Raw genomic sequence first — 16,914 nt, forward strand, 5'->3', positions numbered from 1 at the left:
TCTATCATTTTGTGTCCTTTGATAACATACTTCATGATTTTTATTTAACAGCCAAAGGACTTTATTTCTTAACAACTTTGGATTTGAACATCCTTTACAAAGCGTTAATTCAATGAAAAATATCCTATTTCTACTCTTATTCCTTTGTTACTATACCGCACAATTAACTGCACAACGAGAATTTGAATACATCAATCCTCCTAGTATACAACATCAAGATTATACCATTGACATTGATAATATTATCTCTAAAGAGGATTATTGCAAATTTAGATTAACCATTTATAACAACACCGAGTATTACCAAGCTTTTGATTTGAGCAAAGTAGGTTTTATTTATGAAAATATTGGAACTTATTACCCAAAAAAAGGCACTATTAAAATTATTCCTCCTGATGAAAAGATTTCTCATACAATACGAATTGATGGCAACATGAATTATATGGTCGAGCAATTCCAAGTTGCCCTAGAAGGCTTGTTCTACGCTTCTGGTGGTACTCCTGTAGAAGTCGCAGCTCGCTCTTTAGAAGCTGGTAAAGCAATTGATTCCAAACAACTAGAAGTCGAAATCAAAAAGGTGAATAACAAAAAAGGACGTTTTAGTTTTGCGATGAATGGTCAGTATAAGGGGGGCAAAAAAGAGTTTGTGACAATTGATCCTACTGAATTAAAGGCAACAGATGCCGAGCAACAATCTATTGATGCCAAGGTGGGAAATAAAAAGCGTTTGGTGCTTCAAAACGGCAAAAAATTCAACATCAATGGCGACTTTGAGAGCAATAGCTCTTCTCTTCAGTTAGATTGGACAGATGTTATTACTAGCTATACCTTGACAGCACAACCCAAAACAGTTGTATCTATTTATCATACAGCACCTGTATCGACTCCCGCTGTTACTTCAACAACAACGACCACGACGACTCAAACAGTTCAAACAGTAGAAACGGCATCCAACACACCAACTCCAACTCCAACTCCAACTCCTAGACCTGCGGCTAAAAACAATTGCGCGCCACACGTTGCTCCCTTGGGAGGGCAACCTGTCAAAATTACAATTTTCTCAGAAGAGGGCGAGTGTTTTCAAGTACGAGCATTGGGACAATACGTAAATCCAAATTATGCTAGTAGGGTTACCTTTGGTTTCCCTATTGTTGGAAAAGTTGCGATAACAATGGAAAATGGCGCTACATTCGATAAAAGCATTTTATTGAATAATGATATTTATGAGGTAACGTACAAAATTAAGAAAAACAAGAAAGGTAAGTATGTTACCAAAATGCTATTAGGCACTGTTGGTTCTACTGGACCTACCGCTCAAGAATTAGCAGAACAATCTGCTGCGAATTTAGAAAAATTCAAACGTGAGCAAGAAGCTAAAAGCAACGCCCAACTAGAGGATCATAGAAGAAGAATTGCGGCATTAGATGCTAAGACTGAAACAAAAACAGAAACCTATAGTAACAACAATAGCAACAATTCAAGCTATTCGAGCAGTTCGAGTCATTCAACAACCTCTTCTTCTATTTCCAATAATAATCGCAGTAGCTCCAGCAAAAGAATGTCTGGGCAAATGCATTTAAGATTTATGGAAGGTTCTACTCCATTGACCAATATGCGTGTAGAAGTGAGTACGCTCTCTGGATGGACAGGTTCTGGTGTAACCGACTCCAATGGTGATGTGTATATTGATGCAACCAATTTGAATACTAAAAACATTAACATTTACGCCAAAAATAGTAGAGCAGAATACAAACTAGCTAATATTGTAAAACTTGATGATAACTTGTTTGCTTTGATTGAACCTGCTACTTTATTATTAAATACGACAAATAAAATGATTAATGCCGCCGAATCGGGTGATACTGATGCTATCTTAGAAGATATGGGTTGGTAAGAATGCCATCAAAATAGTCACACAATCAAACCTGAGGGTTGAATGGAAGGTTTTTATAATAAGTAATCGTTCAAAAAAATAATAACAAAAAATGAGATTTTTTTTTCTGACCTCTTACTTAATGCCGAACATTCAACCTTTTTTAATTTCACAATTGCCCCCCATCAAAGCCAAGGTAATTGTATGCTGTCTGGTGTGTTATAATACGCTCTTGCTTTTATTTGAGCATCTTTGGGTACTTCTTCTAAAGTCAAAACAGGCGACAAGCAAACATCCTTTTCAGCTGCCCAATCAGCCCATTCTTCCCTAGTTTTGGTCAAAAATAAGGCTTCTACCAAGTCATAAGCAAAAACAGAAGTTGATAATTCCCCAAAGTGCTCTCGTTGCCAATCGGGTTTTTCAACTGCCAAACAAAAGCGATTCCAGAAACGGACTTCTAATGCCCCCAAAGCAACCCACTGCCCTCCCTTACATGGATACACATTGTAATTAACTAGACCTCCATTTAACAAACGTATTTCTTGGGGATTGACTCCGCCTAATAACTGCGCATACGGAAAGGTTAACAAAGGAGCGACGCCATCTAGCATAGCGATATCTATATATTGTCCCTTACCTTCTACGAGTGCTGCTAGGCAAGCGGTTACTAACATATATGAACCGCCTGCAACATCTGCAATTTGTACACCAGGAATAACAGGCTTTCCTCGTTCATCTCTAATTAAATCTAGAACTCCTGTACATGCCAAATAATTCAAATCATGCCCCGCTTTCAACGCATAAGGACCTTTTTGACCGTATCCAGTCAACGAAATATAAATCAAATTAGGGTTTACCTTTTTCAAATCTTCGTAAGCCAAGCCCCAACGCTGCATCACCTCTGGTCGAAATTGTTCCACCAAGATATCTGCTTCTCGAATCATTTGCAAAATTTGGGGTCGATGCTCTTTAGATCGGTAATCAATGATAATAGATTTCTTTGTAGCATTCAACATCGTATACAACAGAGCCTCTCCATTTTTAAAGGGGGGATAATGACGTGTTTCATCCAACTTAGAGGGATGTTCTATTTTGATAACTTCTGCCCCCATTTTTGCCAATAAATCTGTTGCCAAGGGACCAGGTAGCAACAAACTAAAGTCTAAAATTCGTTTCCCTTTTAATGCGTTTGATAACATGTTTTTATTTTTAATAGTCGGCTGATTGCCTACGGTGCTACTTCGTGATTTAAGCAGACTAATGTACTTTAAATCATTAACTTTTATTAACACCTAACTTAAATTTTTAATAAAGCTACTTTATTCATAACTAAAAATTTAGTTATTCTTATATTTGGATAGTAAGGAATCGATCTCAATATAAATTTTGATGACATACTTACCTCAAGCACCTCCAATAACCATTGTTTTACGTCGTGCCCAAATCAGTAATTTTTGTAGTCTACTTAAATCGTTAAAAGATTCCAATTAAGCAACATTTTTATTATCAAAAAAAACATCCAATGAAACAAATTCCAACCGTACTCTTTCTCCTATTTTTGATGTACAATACATACGCACAAAAAACAACTTCTTCGCAACGACTGTTATTATTAATAGAAGATGTCACCGTCATTCCAATGCACATTAACAAAGTTTTGGAACATCAAGATGTTATTCTTGAAGATGGCGTTATTATACAAATAAGAAAGCATACCGACCAAGATACAAGTACCTATAGTTTAGGTCGTATAGATGGTCGTAACAAATTTTTAGTCCCATCTTTTTCAGATGCACACGTTCATTTGCCCGAAGAGGAAAACCTAGAACGAGTTTTTCTAATGAATATCATGAATGGCGTTACCACACTTCGTTCTATGCGAGGAGAAGCTTGGCATTTAGACATTGACAAGAACGCTCCATTTACCCCAAGGCTATACCTCTCAACCCCTGTTATCAGCCGTAGTGATAGCCTTAGCCCTAGAATGGCTGAAAATTTACTAGCTCAATATAAACAATCTGGCTATGATTTTGTCAAAATAATGAGTGTCAAAGATCCAACTACTTTTGATTATCTCGTTGGTGCCTCTAAAAAACATCAATTGCCCCTTGCAGGACATTGCCCTTCGAATATCAACATTTTTAATGTTAGCAATAGCGGCGTTTTTCAAAGCATTGAGCATTTAGGAGGCTTTTTTACATTGACAACAATGGAAGAGATTCAACATGCGGTGGACGCTAGTCTTGCTGGCAATGTTTATCACTGTCCAACGTTTGGCTGGTATTATACAGGACAAATACCTCCTACCGATTTAAGAAAAAGACCAGGCACAAAGTATGTTCCTTCATCTTGGATTGAGAAATGGGAAAAACAAATTTCAGAACACGAGGTTGAAACTAGTAAAGAAGGGCGTCAAAAAGAACGTACCATTTCTGCACAACGCTTTAAGAGTCGTTTGATGTACCTAGGTTTTATTTATCGACAAGGTGGTCAATTACTTTTGGGTGCTGATGCTTCTGGTATTTATGGTATTCCCGGATTCGATGTGCATGCGGAAATGCAACATTATGCCAATGCAGATGTTTCTAATTATGACATTCTAAAAACCACCTGTTATAACTTATCTAAAGTTTTTGGTGAGGAAAAAAATTGGGGTACTATAAAAGTCGGTTGTCAATCAGATATGGTTTTATTAAATGCCAACCCTTTGGAAGACATCAAGAATACCAACAAAATTGAAGGAGTTATTTTTAAAGGAAATTACTACACACAGGATTATTTGAAAAAACGACTAGAACAAATAGCAAAATAAGAATTGGTTTTATAATCTAGACAAGCAACCATCTAAAACAGTATAATTTGACAATCTTAATACATGAATCTTTTTTACCCCTAGCCTATTTTGTGTAAAATTGTTCTCATAAGTAAGAGGTCAGAAAAAATAATCCCATTTTTTGTTCTTATTTTATTTGAACGATTACTTAAGTTGTACTAATGATAAATGCCCCATATTTTTGACAGTAGTCCGCTAATTGACACATTTTTTAGCGGACTATTTTTTATTCTTTAAACATTTAATATGCTGCTCCAAATTATCCGAAAGTTTGATCTTGTTGGCAAGTTTTATGCTAGTAGTCTAGGAAAAAAATGGATCCACAACAAATTAAAAACTGTTCTTCCTCATTTAAACCAACAGGAAGAAAATCTAGATATAGGTTGTGGTAATGGAATAATTACACACACTTTACGTCAAAAAGGTTTTTCTTGTACTCCTTTGGATGTAGCTGATTTATCAATTATTCCAAGCGTCCATGTAGTTGTATACGATGGCATTTCCATGCCTTTTCAAGAACAAACCTTTGACACAGCACTGTTGTTGACTGTTTTACATCATACGCCTGACCCCGTTTTGGTATTAAAAGAAACAGCTCGCATTGCTAAAAAAATTGTTATTATTGAAGATATTTATAGTAATAAAATACAACAATATATGACCTATGCAATGGATACCTTAGTCAATTTAGGGCATTCTAGTATGACTTATCAAAACAAGTCTGATAGCGAGTGGAGAGCTACTTTCGAGGAGTTGGGATTGGAACTCATAGAAGTTACTAGCAAACCAGTTTTATTGTTTTTTAGGCAAGCAACTTATGTGTTGCAGCATGCTACCAAATCATAAAATAGCTCTATTTTTCTAATTACCTTCTTGACATTACTCGACTAAAAACCAAGCAGTAGCAACACAACAAACTAAACAAAGCAATCTCACAAAGTAAATCATATTAGTTTGAAACACACGAATCATATACCATATACTTAGCACAACTTATGAATACGAACTTAACGACCAATATTTTAATCCTAATTATAATAACTTTATTTACTGCCTGTACTAGCAACAAAAACAACACAATGCAAAAAGAACAGTACTTGCCAGATATTATCAAAAATGTTGAATTAGGAATGCCTCAAAGTGCCGTGCTTCGCCTTAGAAAAAAGGCTTATATTGTTAACTCTGTGCAAGAAACTCCTAGGGAAATTTATACCGAAGACTTAGAAACGTCTAGTTATACTTCCGTTTATTATCTTTTTGAAAAAACAGGCAACAAAGCATTGGTCGAAATCAATATCTTGCATCAAGATAAAGCAGCAGCGGAACAGACTATTAACAACTACTTTGGAATATCCAAAAACAAAAAACAAAACCAATGGCATAAAACTTTAAAAAATGGTCGCATCGTTCACGCAACTTGGCGCAAGAAAAAAGTGTTTATCTATTTAGATGAAAAAGAAATAAAGGTCGAAAATATACGCGAACAGTAGTTTTTCTATAAAAAAAAGCAGAAATTTGTACCTGATTCATAGGAGGACCGCTTTAGTCTATTTCTCCTGTAGTAGAGCCTGTCGAAATACTTAGGGAACTTAAGATAGACTCTTAAAATACTAAATATAAAAACATAAAATGAAACCAATCAAAGTACATCATAAAGACGACGGTAACCACCATCAACCCGACCACAATTGTGGTCCTAATTGCAACCATGAACATCATCAACATGATGTTACAGAAGATACGAAGGTTTTTAAAGAAGATAAAGTCAGAATTATTCCTGAAAAAAAAGCCAATCGAATTACATTTGAAAATTTCATACAATTTTTCCCATTGGTAGAATTGCCCTATACAATCACCTCTGATACACAACGTTTAATCAGCCAAAAATGTGATCCACTTTCAGCAACTTGGATGTTTAATTTTGTGTTGGATAAAGATGCGGTTATTGATGAATACACCGAATATATGCCTTGTTTTTCGATCCCTGATACACCAGGCTTTTTTGCTATTGTTTTTTGGGAAGCAGGCATCGAAGGATCTACTTATTATCTAACTACTTTTTCTAAAAATGGAATTTTAATTGATAAAAAGAAGATCGCGGGAACTAAATACGAACAAGATGGGTTGTATCAAATGGTTTGCACAATCAGCCCTACTTGGTTGTTTAGTTGTGCAGAAGGGCGTTTAGACGCTGAGGGAAATACCGCTCCAGTATCTTCCGATGACAATCACCTCCATACTTCTTTACAATTGACAGGAGATGGAGAAATTGTTCCGATTTAATAACCAACCCTTAATATCTTGCATTTAATCGTTGGTCTTATATTTACAATTACTTAAAAATATTTATACAAAAACACTATAAAAACTACATAAGGATAATCCTAGTTTTCTACCTAACCAATAGAAATTCTATGGATTAAAGTTGTTTTTTAAGTTTAGAAAACAATCTATAAGTATATAAATATCCAATACTTTATACAAAATATCCTTATTAGCCCAACCAGAAATAAAAATTAATGACAAAAAAAAAGAAAGGCTCTAATAAAAAAGGAAAAAACTTACCTGTACACCTTTTAGAGAAAAAAATAATTGATTTGTTTAGCAAACAGATCACTTCACGATTTGATGCCAAAGGCATTATTGGTAAATTAAGAATTTCAAATTCTAAAGATTCCGTTCAACACACCTTAGATAAATTGGTCGAGAAGGGAAAAATTGAAAAAGCCAGTCGTGGTAAATACAAATGGAATAAAGCTGCTAAAACAGCGAAGAAAGATAAACGAAACAATGCTCAAACGACTATTGGTAGAGTAGATGCGACTCGTAGCGGCTCTGCTTATATTATCAGTGAAGATTTAGAGCAAGATATTTTTGTTCCTGCTCATAAATTAATGGGGGCTCTCAATGGCGATACTGTAGAAGTATCGTGGTATATGGCTCGAAAGGACAAACCTGAGGGACAAGTCATTCAAGTCCTTGAACGCAAATCTGAAAACTTTATCGGTACCTTATCCTTGTCTGATAAATTTGCTTTTGTTATTCCTGATAACCCTAATATGCAAACCGATATTTTTGTTCCACTAAAATATGTCCCCAAGGAAGCAGAAGATGGTGCAAAAGTAGTTGTAACGATTGTAAAATGGGCAACAGACAACAAGAATAATCCAGAAGGAAAGGTGACGACTTACTTTGGAACAGAAGGAGGAAATGATATTGAGATGAAATCGATCTTAATTCAAAAAGGGTTTAATCTAACTTTTCCTCCAGAAGTACTCAAAGAAAACGCTGCTATTGATACTGAAGTCAAGCAAAGTGAAATTGATAAGCGTAGAGATATGCGTGCCATTACCACATTTACAATTGACCCTGCGACAGCCAAAGACTTTGATGATGCTTTGTCTATTGAATTATTAGAGAATGGTAATTACGAAATTGGAATTCATATTGCCGATGTAGGGCATTATGTCTTGCCTGGTTCTGAGTTAGACAAAGAAGCTGCAAGAAGAACAACTTCTGTTTATTTAGTGGATCGCGTACTACCTATGTTGCCTGAGAAACTATCCAATGGTGTTTGTTCGTTACGACCCAATGAGGAAAAATTAACCTTCTCTGCGGTTTTTGAAATGAATAAGCAAGGTAGTATTATTAATGAATGGTTTGGTAAAACCGCTATTTATTCTGATCGTCGTTTTACTTATGAGGAAGCGCAAGAACGCATAGAATCTGGTGAAGGGGACTACGCTCAAGAATTGCAACTACTCAATGGCTTGGCGTATAAATTACGAGCACAACGTTTCAAAAAAGGAGCGATCAACTTTGAATCGCCTGAAGTTCGCTTCAAACTAGATGAAAATGGTGTTCCGCTTGAAGTATACCTAAAAACTAGAAAAGATGCCCATATGTTGGTCGAAGACTTTATGTTATTGGCTAATAGACGGGTTGGAGCACTAATGGATGGCTTGCACGAAAAAACAGGCATTCAATGGCCTATGGTTTATCGTATTCACGACGAACCAGATATGGAGCGAGTTCATAACTTCACTGATTTTGCAGCTCAGATGGGCTACAAGATGAAGATTGAATCTCCCGAACAAGTAAAAAAAGCTTTTGGAAAAATGCTGAAAGAAGCGGAAGGAAAACCAGAAGCGGATATTTTGCAACAACTAGCCATTCGCACCATGGCTAAAGCGGTCTACTCGACCAACAATATTGGGCATTATGGTCTTGGTTTTGCAACTTACTCGCATTTCACGTCTCCTATTCGACGCTATGCAGATGTGCTAGGACACCGTATTTTGTTCGACTATTTGAGTGACAACAACAAGCGAATGAACGCACAGAAATTAGAAGAGTTATGCAAACATATTTCTAAAAAAGAGCGCGATGCTATGGAAGCAGAACGAGAGTCTGTAAAATACAAACAGGCGGAATTCTTAGAAAATCATGTAGGCGAAAAGTTTGAAGGAACTATTTCTGGAATTACAGACCATGGTATTTATGTTAGCATCAAAGCCAATTTCTGTGAAGGGATGATTCGCTACGAGAAAATGTTTGATGACTTTAGCCCTGATGAACATCATTTCCAAATCAAGTCGCCTTCAATTACTTATCGAATGGGAGATAATGTTTGGGTTAGTGTCTTGGGCGCTAATAAATTTAAACGACAAGTTGATTTAGAATTGCTAGACCCTGAAGATGAGGCGAACCGACCTCCTGTTCGAGAAGAAGTAAAGGAACTAACATTTGCAGAACAAGAAGTAGCCAATAAAGCACAAGAAGTTGCTTCGGAGGTTGCTAAAGAGGCTCCTGCTCCTAAAAATGAACCTAAAAAAGGTATTAAAAGAGTTAAGGTCGTTCAAGAACCTAAAAAGGGTAGAAAAAATGTTCAATCTACTTATAATGCGAAGAACGAACCTTTCGAAGCTTTGTTGCCTGATGTTCAAAAAGCATTTAACAAAAGCCATATCAAAAATATTGCGAAGCAGAAAAATGCAAAATGGAGATATGAAATTGCTCCTTCTGCTCCAATGCCAGACTCTGTCTTGTTGTTGCATTTCAACCCAGAAGCGGCTTTAAACAAAGGATATCGTGGTCAAAAGTTAATCTCCAAACATCCTTTCAAGCCGCAAGGAAGCACCAAAACGTTCTTCAAAACTTATTTCCCTCAAGAAAGACTTTCAGAGGGATATTTGTCTCCTTTCCGTTCTTTGGATGACAAACAACTCTCTAAAAAAGATATTGAATTAAGTTTGCCAATTTTTGAAGCTTTCATTCAGTTATTAAAGCCTAAAAAAATTGTTTCCTTCTCAGTTCCTATGGTAGAAACCTTGCAAAAGAATAATTATCTAAGCAATCTTGAAGAAGAGGAAGTTACAGATCAAGGACGTACGGTTATTACCTCTAGAGGTGTTTTGAATGTTGGTGAATTAAAAATTCCAATTTATTTCGTTCCTAGACCTTCCTCCCGTTTACTAAAGGGACTAAAAACCTTGGCTTGGGAATGGGCATTGACTTAATTATTACCTTGATTTTCATAATCCTCTAACATTGTTCGTGGATTATTTTATATAAACTCTGCTGCTCTTTAAATGGGTAGCAGAGTTTTTTTTATTGTAACTGATTCCTTAAATTTAGGCATGAAACGAACCATTCTACTATTTGGCAGCTTAACCATTGCTTTGTTACTGCTCTTTCAAGTGAGCAAGTATTCTTTGTGGCACCAACCCTCTCACCTAGAGTTTTATATTGTTTGCATTGGTCTTTTGTTTATAGGCATTGGAATTGCTTTAAGTCGTTTTTTTACCAAAAAAAATATTTACAATCCAACGGGGACACCAATTCCTAATAGCACTCAAATTCCTAAAGAAATTGATCAAGCTAAATTAAAGGAAACAGGATTAAGCAAAAGAGAGTACGAGATATTATTACTCATCGCAGATGGTCTATCCAATAACGAAATTGCTCAACAGCTTTTTATTTCAGAAAGTACGGTCAAAACACATGTTTCCAAAATTCTTTCTAAGTTAGATGCCAAAAGAAGAACACAAGCTGTTCAAATTAGTCGGTCGCTGAAAATCATCTAAAACTACCCTGAGGACTCTAAAATCAATGGTACTAAAGTATGATTTTGCTATTTCAGTCGCAAATCGTCCTTAAGTACTAGTATTTTTTCTAAATAATCTCCGATGTTTGGGTTGTTCAAAAAATTTAATTTGCATTAACAATTACTAAAAAACTTCGATTATGAAAGAAAAATTAAAACCAGTATTAGCGGTTATTTTAGGGCTATCTTTTGCTTTTTTAATTATTATATTGAGCCAAATGCTAGGGCATATCCTCTACCCTATTCCAGATCAATTCAAAAATATTGATTTTTCAGATCCCGCCAACCGCCCTCAATTAGAAGCACTCATGGCAATGGCTCCTACAGGTTCTTTAATTATCGTATTAGTAGGTTATATGTTAGCCGCTTTTGGTGGAGGTTTTTTAGCAGCAAAGATAGATTCAACACGCACAACAAAACTTGGTTTAATCGTTGGTACTTTGTTAACCTTAGCAGGGATTTCTAATCTAATGATGATTCCACATCCCATATGGTTTGTCCTAATTAACTTGCCAAGTTACCTATTGTTTGCATGGCTAGGAAGTCGCACCGTTAATCCCCAATAATAGTTACAATAGTTCGTTAAAAAACTTTATTAGTTTGATAATTAGCAAGTTACGCCTTTGCTGTGTTTTGTGTTAAAGTTTTAATTATCAAACTAATATAAATGTGCTTTTTTGTCTTTTTGGTAAAAAAGTAAAAAATCAACGAACTACTAAGTTAACTACTTATCATGAAAAAGACTATCTTTCGATATGGCTGTCGAGCAGGAATTGCAATAACAACATTTAGTACCATCAACTGGTTTTTATTTTCGGACTTACTAGATTATTCTAGTAGCGAAATTGTTGGTTATTTATCTATTTTAGTAGCTTTATCAACCATTCCACTTAGCATACGATATTATCAACAGCAACATTCTAAACAGCCCCTCTCTCTTAAAGAAATATGGAGTCTTGGAATCGGTATTTCTACCGTTGCAGCAACATTTATGTACTTATATAGTGCGCTATTTTTTCATTATATGGGAGATGATTTTATGCAATGGACACAAGCCAATATGGATTCTACGCAGTGGCAACAAATGCAAGCACAAATGGCAACCATGCCTAGTTACTTTTTAAGTCCTTGGTTTCAGGCTTTTGTTATGTTTGCAACCGTATTTCTGATTGGTGTTATCATCACGATTATCTGTACTTTGGTTGTAAAGCTACGTCCAAACTAAAAATGTTGCTGATAAAAATCTACCACTCGCTCATCAACAAAAATATCTTGTGGGCGCAATGGACGACGCAACACAATTCCTTCTAATGTTCTGCAACGGCTCAAGGCAACATACGTTTGACCATATTCAAAGGCTCCTTTGCCCATATCAATAATTACTCGGTCAAAAGTTTTGCCTTGGCTCTTGTGAATGGTCATAGCCCAAGCCAATCGAAGCGGATATTGAGTAAACGTACCAATATTTTCCGTCTCAATCTCGTTTTTATCGTTCAATTTGTGGCGTACGACATCCCATTCAAAAGGTTCTACATCAATATATCCTACGGTTCCATTCGGTTTAAGTATCATTACTTTTATAGAATTTGCGGTCAAGTCATGTACCATTCCTACTGTTCCATTAACATAGCGCTTTTTAGGATCATTTTTTAGAAACATCACTTGAGCACCTACCTTTAAGTTTAGAGGTGTTTCTGCGGGCAATACGGATACAGAACCTGTGATTTTCGCCAAATACGAAAATGTTTCCGTTCCTAACTCCTCTAATTTTTGCTTGTTAATCTTGTCTACTTCTGCATTTCGAGCCGATAGGATGACATAAAAATCTTCATCTTCTAAAGTTTCTTGATACCGCTCATTCAGGTCATTAAATTCGTCCTCATCAATACGGCGCAACCGAATAGCATCCAAGAGGCGTATAAAACGCAAGTTATCTTGACGATACACCTCTCTCAATTCTATCATATTAATTTCTAACTCCTGAAACACCTCCGCAGAAAAGAAATAAGGGCTTTCGTACTGTTGTTGGAACAGTATTTTTTCTTCTCTCGACGCGATGACAGGCGGTAATTGGAACAAATCCCCAAAAAAGATCATTTGAACCCCACCAAAAGGCGCTGGATTTCCTCGATTTACCCGCAAAAAGAAGTCAATTTGTTCTATCATATCTGCTCGAACCATTGAAATTTCGTCTATTACAATGGTATTCAGAGCTTGGAACATTCGGCGATTGCGTCGGACTTTGATTTCTTCTTTTTTTAAGGGACGAGGTGGGAATCCGAAAAAGGAATGAATGGTTTGTCCTTCTACATTAAGTGCTGCGATTCCTGTAGGAGCTAAAACCACTACTTTTTTGCGAGTATGTGCTCTCCAATATTTTAGTAAGGTCGATTTTCCTGTTCCTGCTTTTCCTGTAATAAACAAACAATTCTGTGTTCGCTCCATTTCGTGCAAACAAGCTTTAAAATCAGGATTCAAATCTATGGACTCTTTGCTCAATTTCTTTCTTTTTATAAGTTACATTTCAGTAAAAGTTATTCCATGCCTCTTAGCATTTTAATCTATTCCCCAAAATAAGATTAATCGTAGGATAATTCAAAATAGCGTTCTTAAACCTGCTTATTTGTTTTTGATTGGTAGACAAATAAAATAACTTATGCTCTACAGTATGCTTTTGTCAACTCTTGATTGTGAAACTAGTAAAATAGTTTAAAGTCATTAAGAAATTTAGTATTATTGTTTTACAGTAGTTAACTATTGTTCCCCCTACCCTATAACAATAGTTAGCTGCGCTGCTACTACATGGTCGTTGAAACCACACAGTAACAGTAAACCGAGCTGCGCGAGCTCACGATCTCAGGGAGCAACAAAGCTTATCAACGAACTACTACTATAACACTCAATTTAATTATCCCATCCCCACACATTACAAATTATGAAAAATAGTTACTTATTTCTTTCCATTTTATGGCTTTCTATTAGCATTTCTTATGCACAATCCAATTATTACGTCTCCACGACAGGTAATGACGCTACAGGTAGCGGCACTATCAATAGTCCTTGGGCAACCATTACCCACGCCTTAGACAATGCGGCAGACAGTAGTACAATTTGGGTTTTACCAGGCACATACAACGGTCGTGTTCGTATTCGAGGCAGTTTTCCACATGGCGTATTAGTAAAGTCTCAAATTCCTTATGAAGCAAAACTTCGACATAGCGGCATAGTCATGACCGTTTATGCACATTCTAGTGGCTGTAACGGCATCACCTTTGATGGGTTGGATGTTGCCCATGATGGTCCTGGTGCTGCTGCATTAGTGGTTCACATTGATGGCGCAGGAACTGGTGCTGTTCACGACATTACGTACCAAAATTGCATCTTGCACGATAGTTATAATAATGATATTGCAAAGATCAACAATAGTTGTTATAACATTACCATTCAAGGCAATCTATTTTTCAATCAAACAGGGAGTGATGAACATATAGATGGGAATAGTGTCGAAAATTTAATCATTCAAGATAATATTTTTATGAATGACTTCGCTAGTAGTGGTCGTCAAAATGCTAATAATACAAGTAGTTATATTGTCATCAAAGATAGCAATGGGAGCAACGATTTGTATACTGGCTCTCGAAATGTTACTATTCGTAGAAATGTATTTCTCAATTACGAAGGGAGTGCTGGACACAATTTTGTTTTAATCGGAGAAGATGGCAATCCTTACCATGAGGGATTTGATATGATGATTGAAAACAACTTACTATTGGGAAATAGTAGCAACACGATGCGAGCTCCTTTTGGAATAAAAGGTGGTCGAAACATTACGTTTAGAAACAATACCATTGTTGGAGATATGCCTGGCAATGCCTTTGCCTTTCGATTTAACACCGAAGGTAGCAACCCTAATAATGACAGCATTTATTTGTACAACAATATTTGGTCCGACCCAACAGGGAGTATGAATGACTTTTCTGATTGTCCTTTAACAGAAACAGATTTTTTTGTTCTGAATAACAATCTATTTTGGAATGCTAACAACTCGATTCCTAGCAATGCTAACGATTTGATCAACCATACTGATGACGCTAATGCAATATTGATGAACCCTCTATTAGGAGGGCAAAATAATTTAGTTCTACCGTATTTCAATTCAAACACCAATCAATTTAACGATGGCTCTACTACTATTCGTGGTGCTTTTGAGCGGTTGGTTGATAATTACGGCACTCCTTCGGCGGGGAGTCCCGCCATTGATGCCGCTAATTCTAATCAAGCCCCTTCTGATGATATTTTGGGTAATACCCGCACTACACCTGATATTGGAGCCGTAGAACATAGCATTGTTTCTAATTTAAGACAAAATCATTGGCTCCAAACGAGTACAGCATCTATTTTTCCTAATCCTGCCAGTCATAATTTCACTTTAAAATTGAGCCATATTTCTTCAGGAACTATTTACTTAAACCTCTACCACATAGATGGTCACTTGATTGAAAGTCGCGTCTTAAAGAATTCCACAACGAATGCCTTGGTAAAATGGCAAACACAAGAACTCCCCCAAGGTATTTATCATCTACAAATCAAGGGGACAAACTTGCTGTTAAATAAAACGTTACTCATTGCCAGATAAACACCTCCTCTTGCCAATATATAATAGAAAATCAGGTCTCATAGAAAGCTCCATGAAGCCTGATTTTCTAATTATTAGAACCTCCCATTCTAGCTCACTTTTGTCATCTATACAACTTCCATTGTACTATAAACAAGCCCCTTCTGTATACGTTTCAATCCCGTAGCATTCTGCATGCCCTGAATTTGTATATGTTTTCCCATTACAACCACATACTGGCTTATACTCGGTAGAATAATGGCAATTAATATCTAATTGCTCGACATCATTACATGTTTTTCTACAACTACAAAAAGTAATAATTAAAATAAGAAGTGAAATGCCTCCTAAAGTATTGGTATTCATCATAAACGTTTTTTTTAATGATACAGTTGTAATTATCATTACTCTGTTGAAACCACGCAGCAGCAGCGCAACTAACTAAAAGCAAAGCGCTCACGCAGTAAATCATATCAAACTGATTATCAACAAAATACACCCCACTACTCTTTATATTAAAAGACTGATAATCAACTGCGAAGCACTCATGCAATAAACTAAAAAAGCAACGGAGTACTAAATTATCTAAACGGTTTGTATTTTAAATTGGTACAACAGTATCCCAAAGTTTAACATCTTTCTCATAAATCTACCAAGCTCTAATTTTTCCTTGATGCCAAAATTGACCACTTTCAACATTACTATCTAGTAGTGTTAAAAAATCTAACGCAGCTTCTTCAGGTTTTCTTCGAGCAGTACTTCCTCCCATATCTGTTTGTGTCCAACCTGGATCAATGGAAGAAACTGTAATCTCCTTATTTTCCAATCGCTTCGAAAGAAGTTTGGTATACATATTCAGAGCTGCCTTAGACATTTTATAATGCGGCTGATAAGCATCAAAGCCTTCCTCACTAAAAGCTCCCCAAGACGATGTAACATTTATAATATGTCCTCCTTTTTTTATCAATGGAAGCACCGCTTCTGTCAAAGCAATCGTCCCAAATAAATTCACCTCAAAAGTTTGTCTTAATTGGCTAGAATTGATAGCAGCAGCATCCCATTTTTCTAATAATACTCCAGCATTATTAATTAAAAAATCAAATGACATTTTACTTACTTTATCTTTCAATGAAGTAATTGAGGCAGGATTGGCAAGATCAAGCTGATGCCCAATAAAATTGGCATTTGAAATAGGATAGCGACCAGTAGTTGACGTTCCTACTATAGTATAATTTTTTTTCTTCTCTAATAAGGATTGTAAGATAGCAAGACCGATGCCTCTGCTACATCCTGTAATAAGTCCTAATTTCATTTATATTCGCAACTAGTAATTTTATTTAAAATGTTACATTAGTTTGATTATGAATTCTTTAACAAACCAAACAACAAAAATTTACTCTATTGACAATCAACTGCGAAGCACTCATGCAATACCACGTAGTAGCAGCGTAGCTCAACTAATACGATTTTTCCACGAAGTATTGACC

14 protein-coding genes are annotated in these 16,914 nt (G+C 36.0%); 10 read left to right on the forward strand and 4 right to left on the reverse strand.

Annotated features, from left to right (window positions below; all coding sequences use genetic code 11):
* The first annotated feature begins 112 nt into the window (after nucleotides 1-112).
* Nucleotides 113-1,894 carry a hypothetical protein gene (locus QP953_RS21950; protein ID WP_309552962.1) on the forward strand — a complete coding sequence of 594 codons (1,782 nt, stop codon included), beginning with the start codon at nucleotides 113-115 and terminating at the stop codon, nucleotides 1,892-1,894.
* A 164-nt stretch (nucleotides 1,895-2,058) separates the two neighbouring features.
* Here QP953_RS21950 and QP953_RS21955 read toward each other — a convergent pair whose 3' ends face one another.
* Nucleotides 2,059-3,072 carry a CoA transferase gene (locus QP953_RS21955; protein ID WP_309552963.1) on the reverse strand — a complete coding sequence of 338 codons (1,014 nt, stop codon included), beginning with the start codon at nucleotides 3,070-3,072 and terminating at the stop codon, nucleotides 2,059-2,061.
* Nucleotides 3,073-3,395: 323 nt separating this feature from the next.
* Here QP953_RS21955 and QP953_RS21960 point away from each other — a divergent pair, with 323 nt between their 5' ends.
* The 8 genes from QP953_RS21960 (at nucleotide 3,396) to QP953_RS21995 (ending at nucleotide 12,037) form a co-directional block, all read left to right on the forward strand.
* A complete protein-coding gene (locus QP953_RS21960; protein WP_052592551.1) occupies nucleotides 3,396-4,685 on the forward strand; it encodes an amidohydrolase family protein in 1,290 nt (429 codons plus the stop codon).
* 267 nt (nucleotides 4,686-4,952) lie between these two features.
* Nucleotides 4,953-5,552: a class I SAM-dependent methyltransferase gene (locus QP953_RS21965; RefSeq protein ID WP_309552964.1), complete on the forward strand. Its 600-nt coding sequence runs from the start codon at nucleotides 4,953-4,955 to the stop codon at nucleotides 5,550-5,552.
* Nucleotides 5,553-5,785: 233 nt separating this feature from the next.
* Entirely contained in the window at nucleotides 5,786-6,196 is a 411-nt protein-coding gene (locus QP953_RS21970) for a hypothetical protein (protein ID WP_052592554.1), read from the forward strand.
* A gap of 139 nt (nucleotides 6,197-6,335) precedes the next feature.
* Entirely contained in the window at nucleotides 6,336-6,989 is a 654-nt protein-coding gene (locus QP953_RS21975; RefSeq protein ID WP_309552965.1) for a hypothetical protein, read from the forward strand.
* 236 nt (nucleotides 6,990-7,225) lie between these two features.
* The gene (rnr, locus tag QP953_RS21980; protein WP_309552966.1) at nucleotides 7,226-10,225 is read left to right on the forward strand and encodes a ribonuclease R; all 3,000 of its coding nucleotides are present in this window, start codon (nucleotides 7,226-7,228) and stop codon (nucleotides 10,223-10,225) included.
* Between the two features lie 120 nt (nucleotides 10,226-10,345).
* Complete coding sequence (locus tag QP953_RS21985; protein WP_052592587.1) at nucleotides 10,346-10,792, forward strand: response regulator transcription factor; 447 nt, start codon at nucleotides 10,346-10,348, stop codon at nucleotides 10,790-10,792.
* A gap of 160 nt (nucleotides 10,793-10,952) precedes the next feature.
* Nucleotides 10,953-11,378: a hypothetical protein gene (locus QP953_RS21990; protein WP_309552967.1), complete on the forward strand. Its 426-nt coding sequence runs from the start codon at nucleotides 10,953-10,955 to the stop codon at nucleotides 11,376-11,378.
* A 167-nt stretch (nucleotides 11,379-11,545) separates the two neighbouring features.
* Nucleotides 11,546-12,037 carry a DUF4199 domain-containing protein gene (locus QP953_RS21995; RefSeq protein ID WP_309552968.1) on the forward strand — a complete coding sequence of 164 codons (492 nt, stop codon included), beginning with the start codon at nucleotides 11,546-11,548 and terminating at the stop codon, nucleotides 12,035-12,037.
* Here QP953_RS21995 and QP953_RS22000 read toward each other — a convergent pair.
* A complete protein-coding gene (locus QP953_RS22000) occupies nucleotides 12,034-13,311 on the reverse strand; it encodes an ATP-dependent RecD-like DNA helicase (RefSeq protein WP_156039622.1) in 1,278 nt (425 codons plus the stop codon). The two genes, QP953_RS21995 and QP953_RS22000, sit on opposite strands and share 4 nt — an antisense overlap.
* A 436-nt stretch (nucleotides 13,312-13,747) precedes the next feature.
* Here QP953_RS22000 and QP953_RS22005 point away from each other — a divergent pair, with 436 nt between their 5' ends.
* Nucleotides 13,748-15,448: a T9SS type A sorting domain-containing protein gene (locus QP953_RS22005; protein ID WP_309552969.1), complete on the forward strand. Its 1,701-nt coding sequence runs from the start codon at nucleotides 13,748-13,750 to the stop codon at nucleotides 15,446-15,448.
* A 126-nt stretch (nucleotides 15,449-15,574) separates the two neighbouring features.
* On the opposite strand, the gene QP953_RS22010 is transcribed toward QP953_RS22005, so the two are convergent.
* Nucleotides 15,575-15,796 carry a hypothetical protein gene (locus tag QP953_RS22010; RefSeq protein ID WP_052592563.1) on the reverse strand — a complete coding sequence of 74 codons (222 nt, stop codon included), beginning with the start codon at nucleotides 15,794-15,796 and terminating at the stop codon, nucleotides 15,575-15,577.
* Between the two features lie 280 nt (nucleotides 15,797-16,076).
* Nucleotides 16,077-16,739 carry an SDR family NAD(P)-dependent oxidoreductase gene (locus tag QP953_RS22015; protein ID WP_309552970.1) on the reverse strand — a complete coding sequence of 221 codons (663 nt, stop codon included), beginning with the start codon at nucleotides 16,737-16,739 and terminating at the stop codon, nucleotides 16,077-16,079.
* Between the last annotated feature and the right edge of the window lie 175 nt (nucleotides 16,740-16,914).

Origin of the sequence: Aureispira sp. CCB-E, from assembly GCF_031326345.1 — a bacterium.
Taxonomy (GTDB): domain Bacteria; phylum Bacteroidota; class Bacteroidia; order Chitinophagales; family Saprospiraceae; genus Aureispira.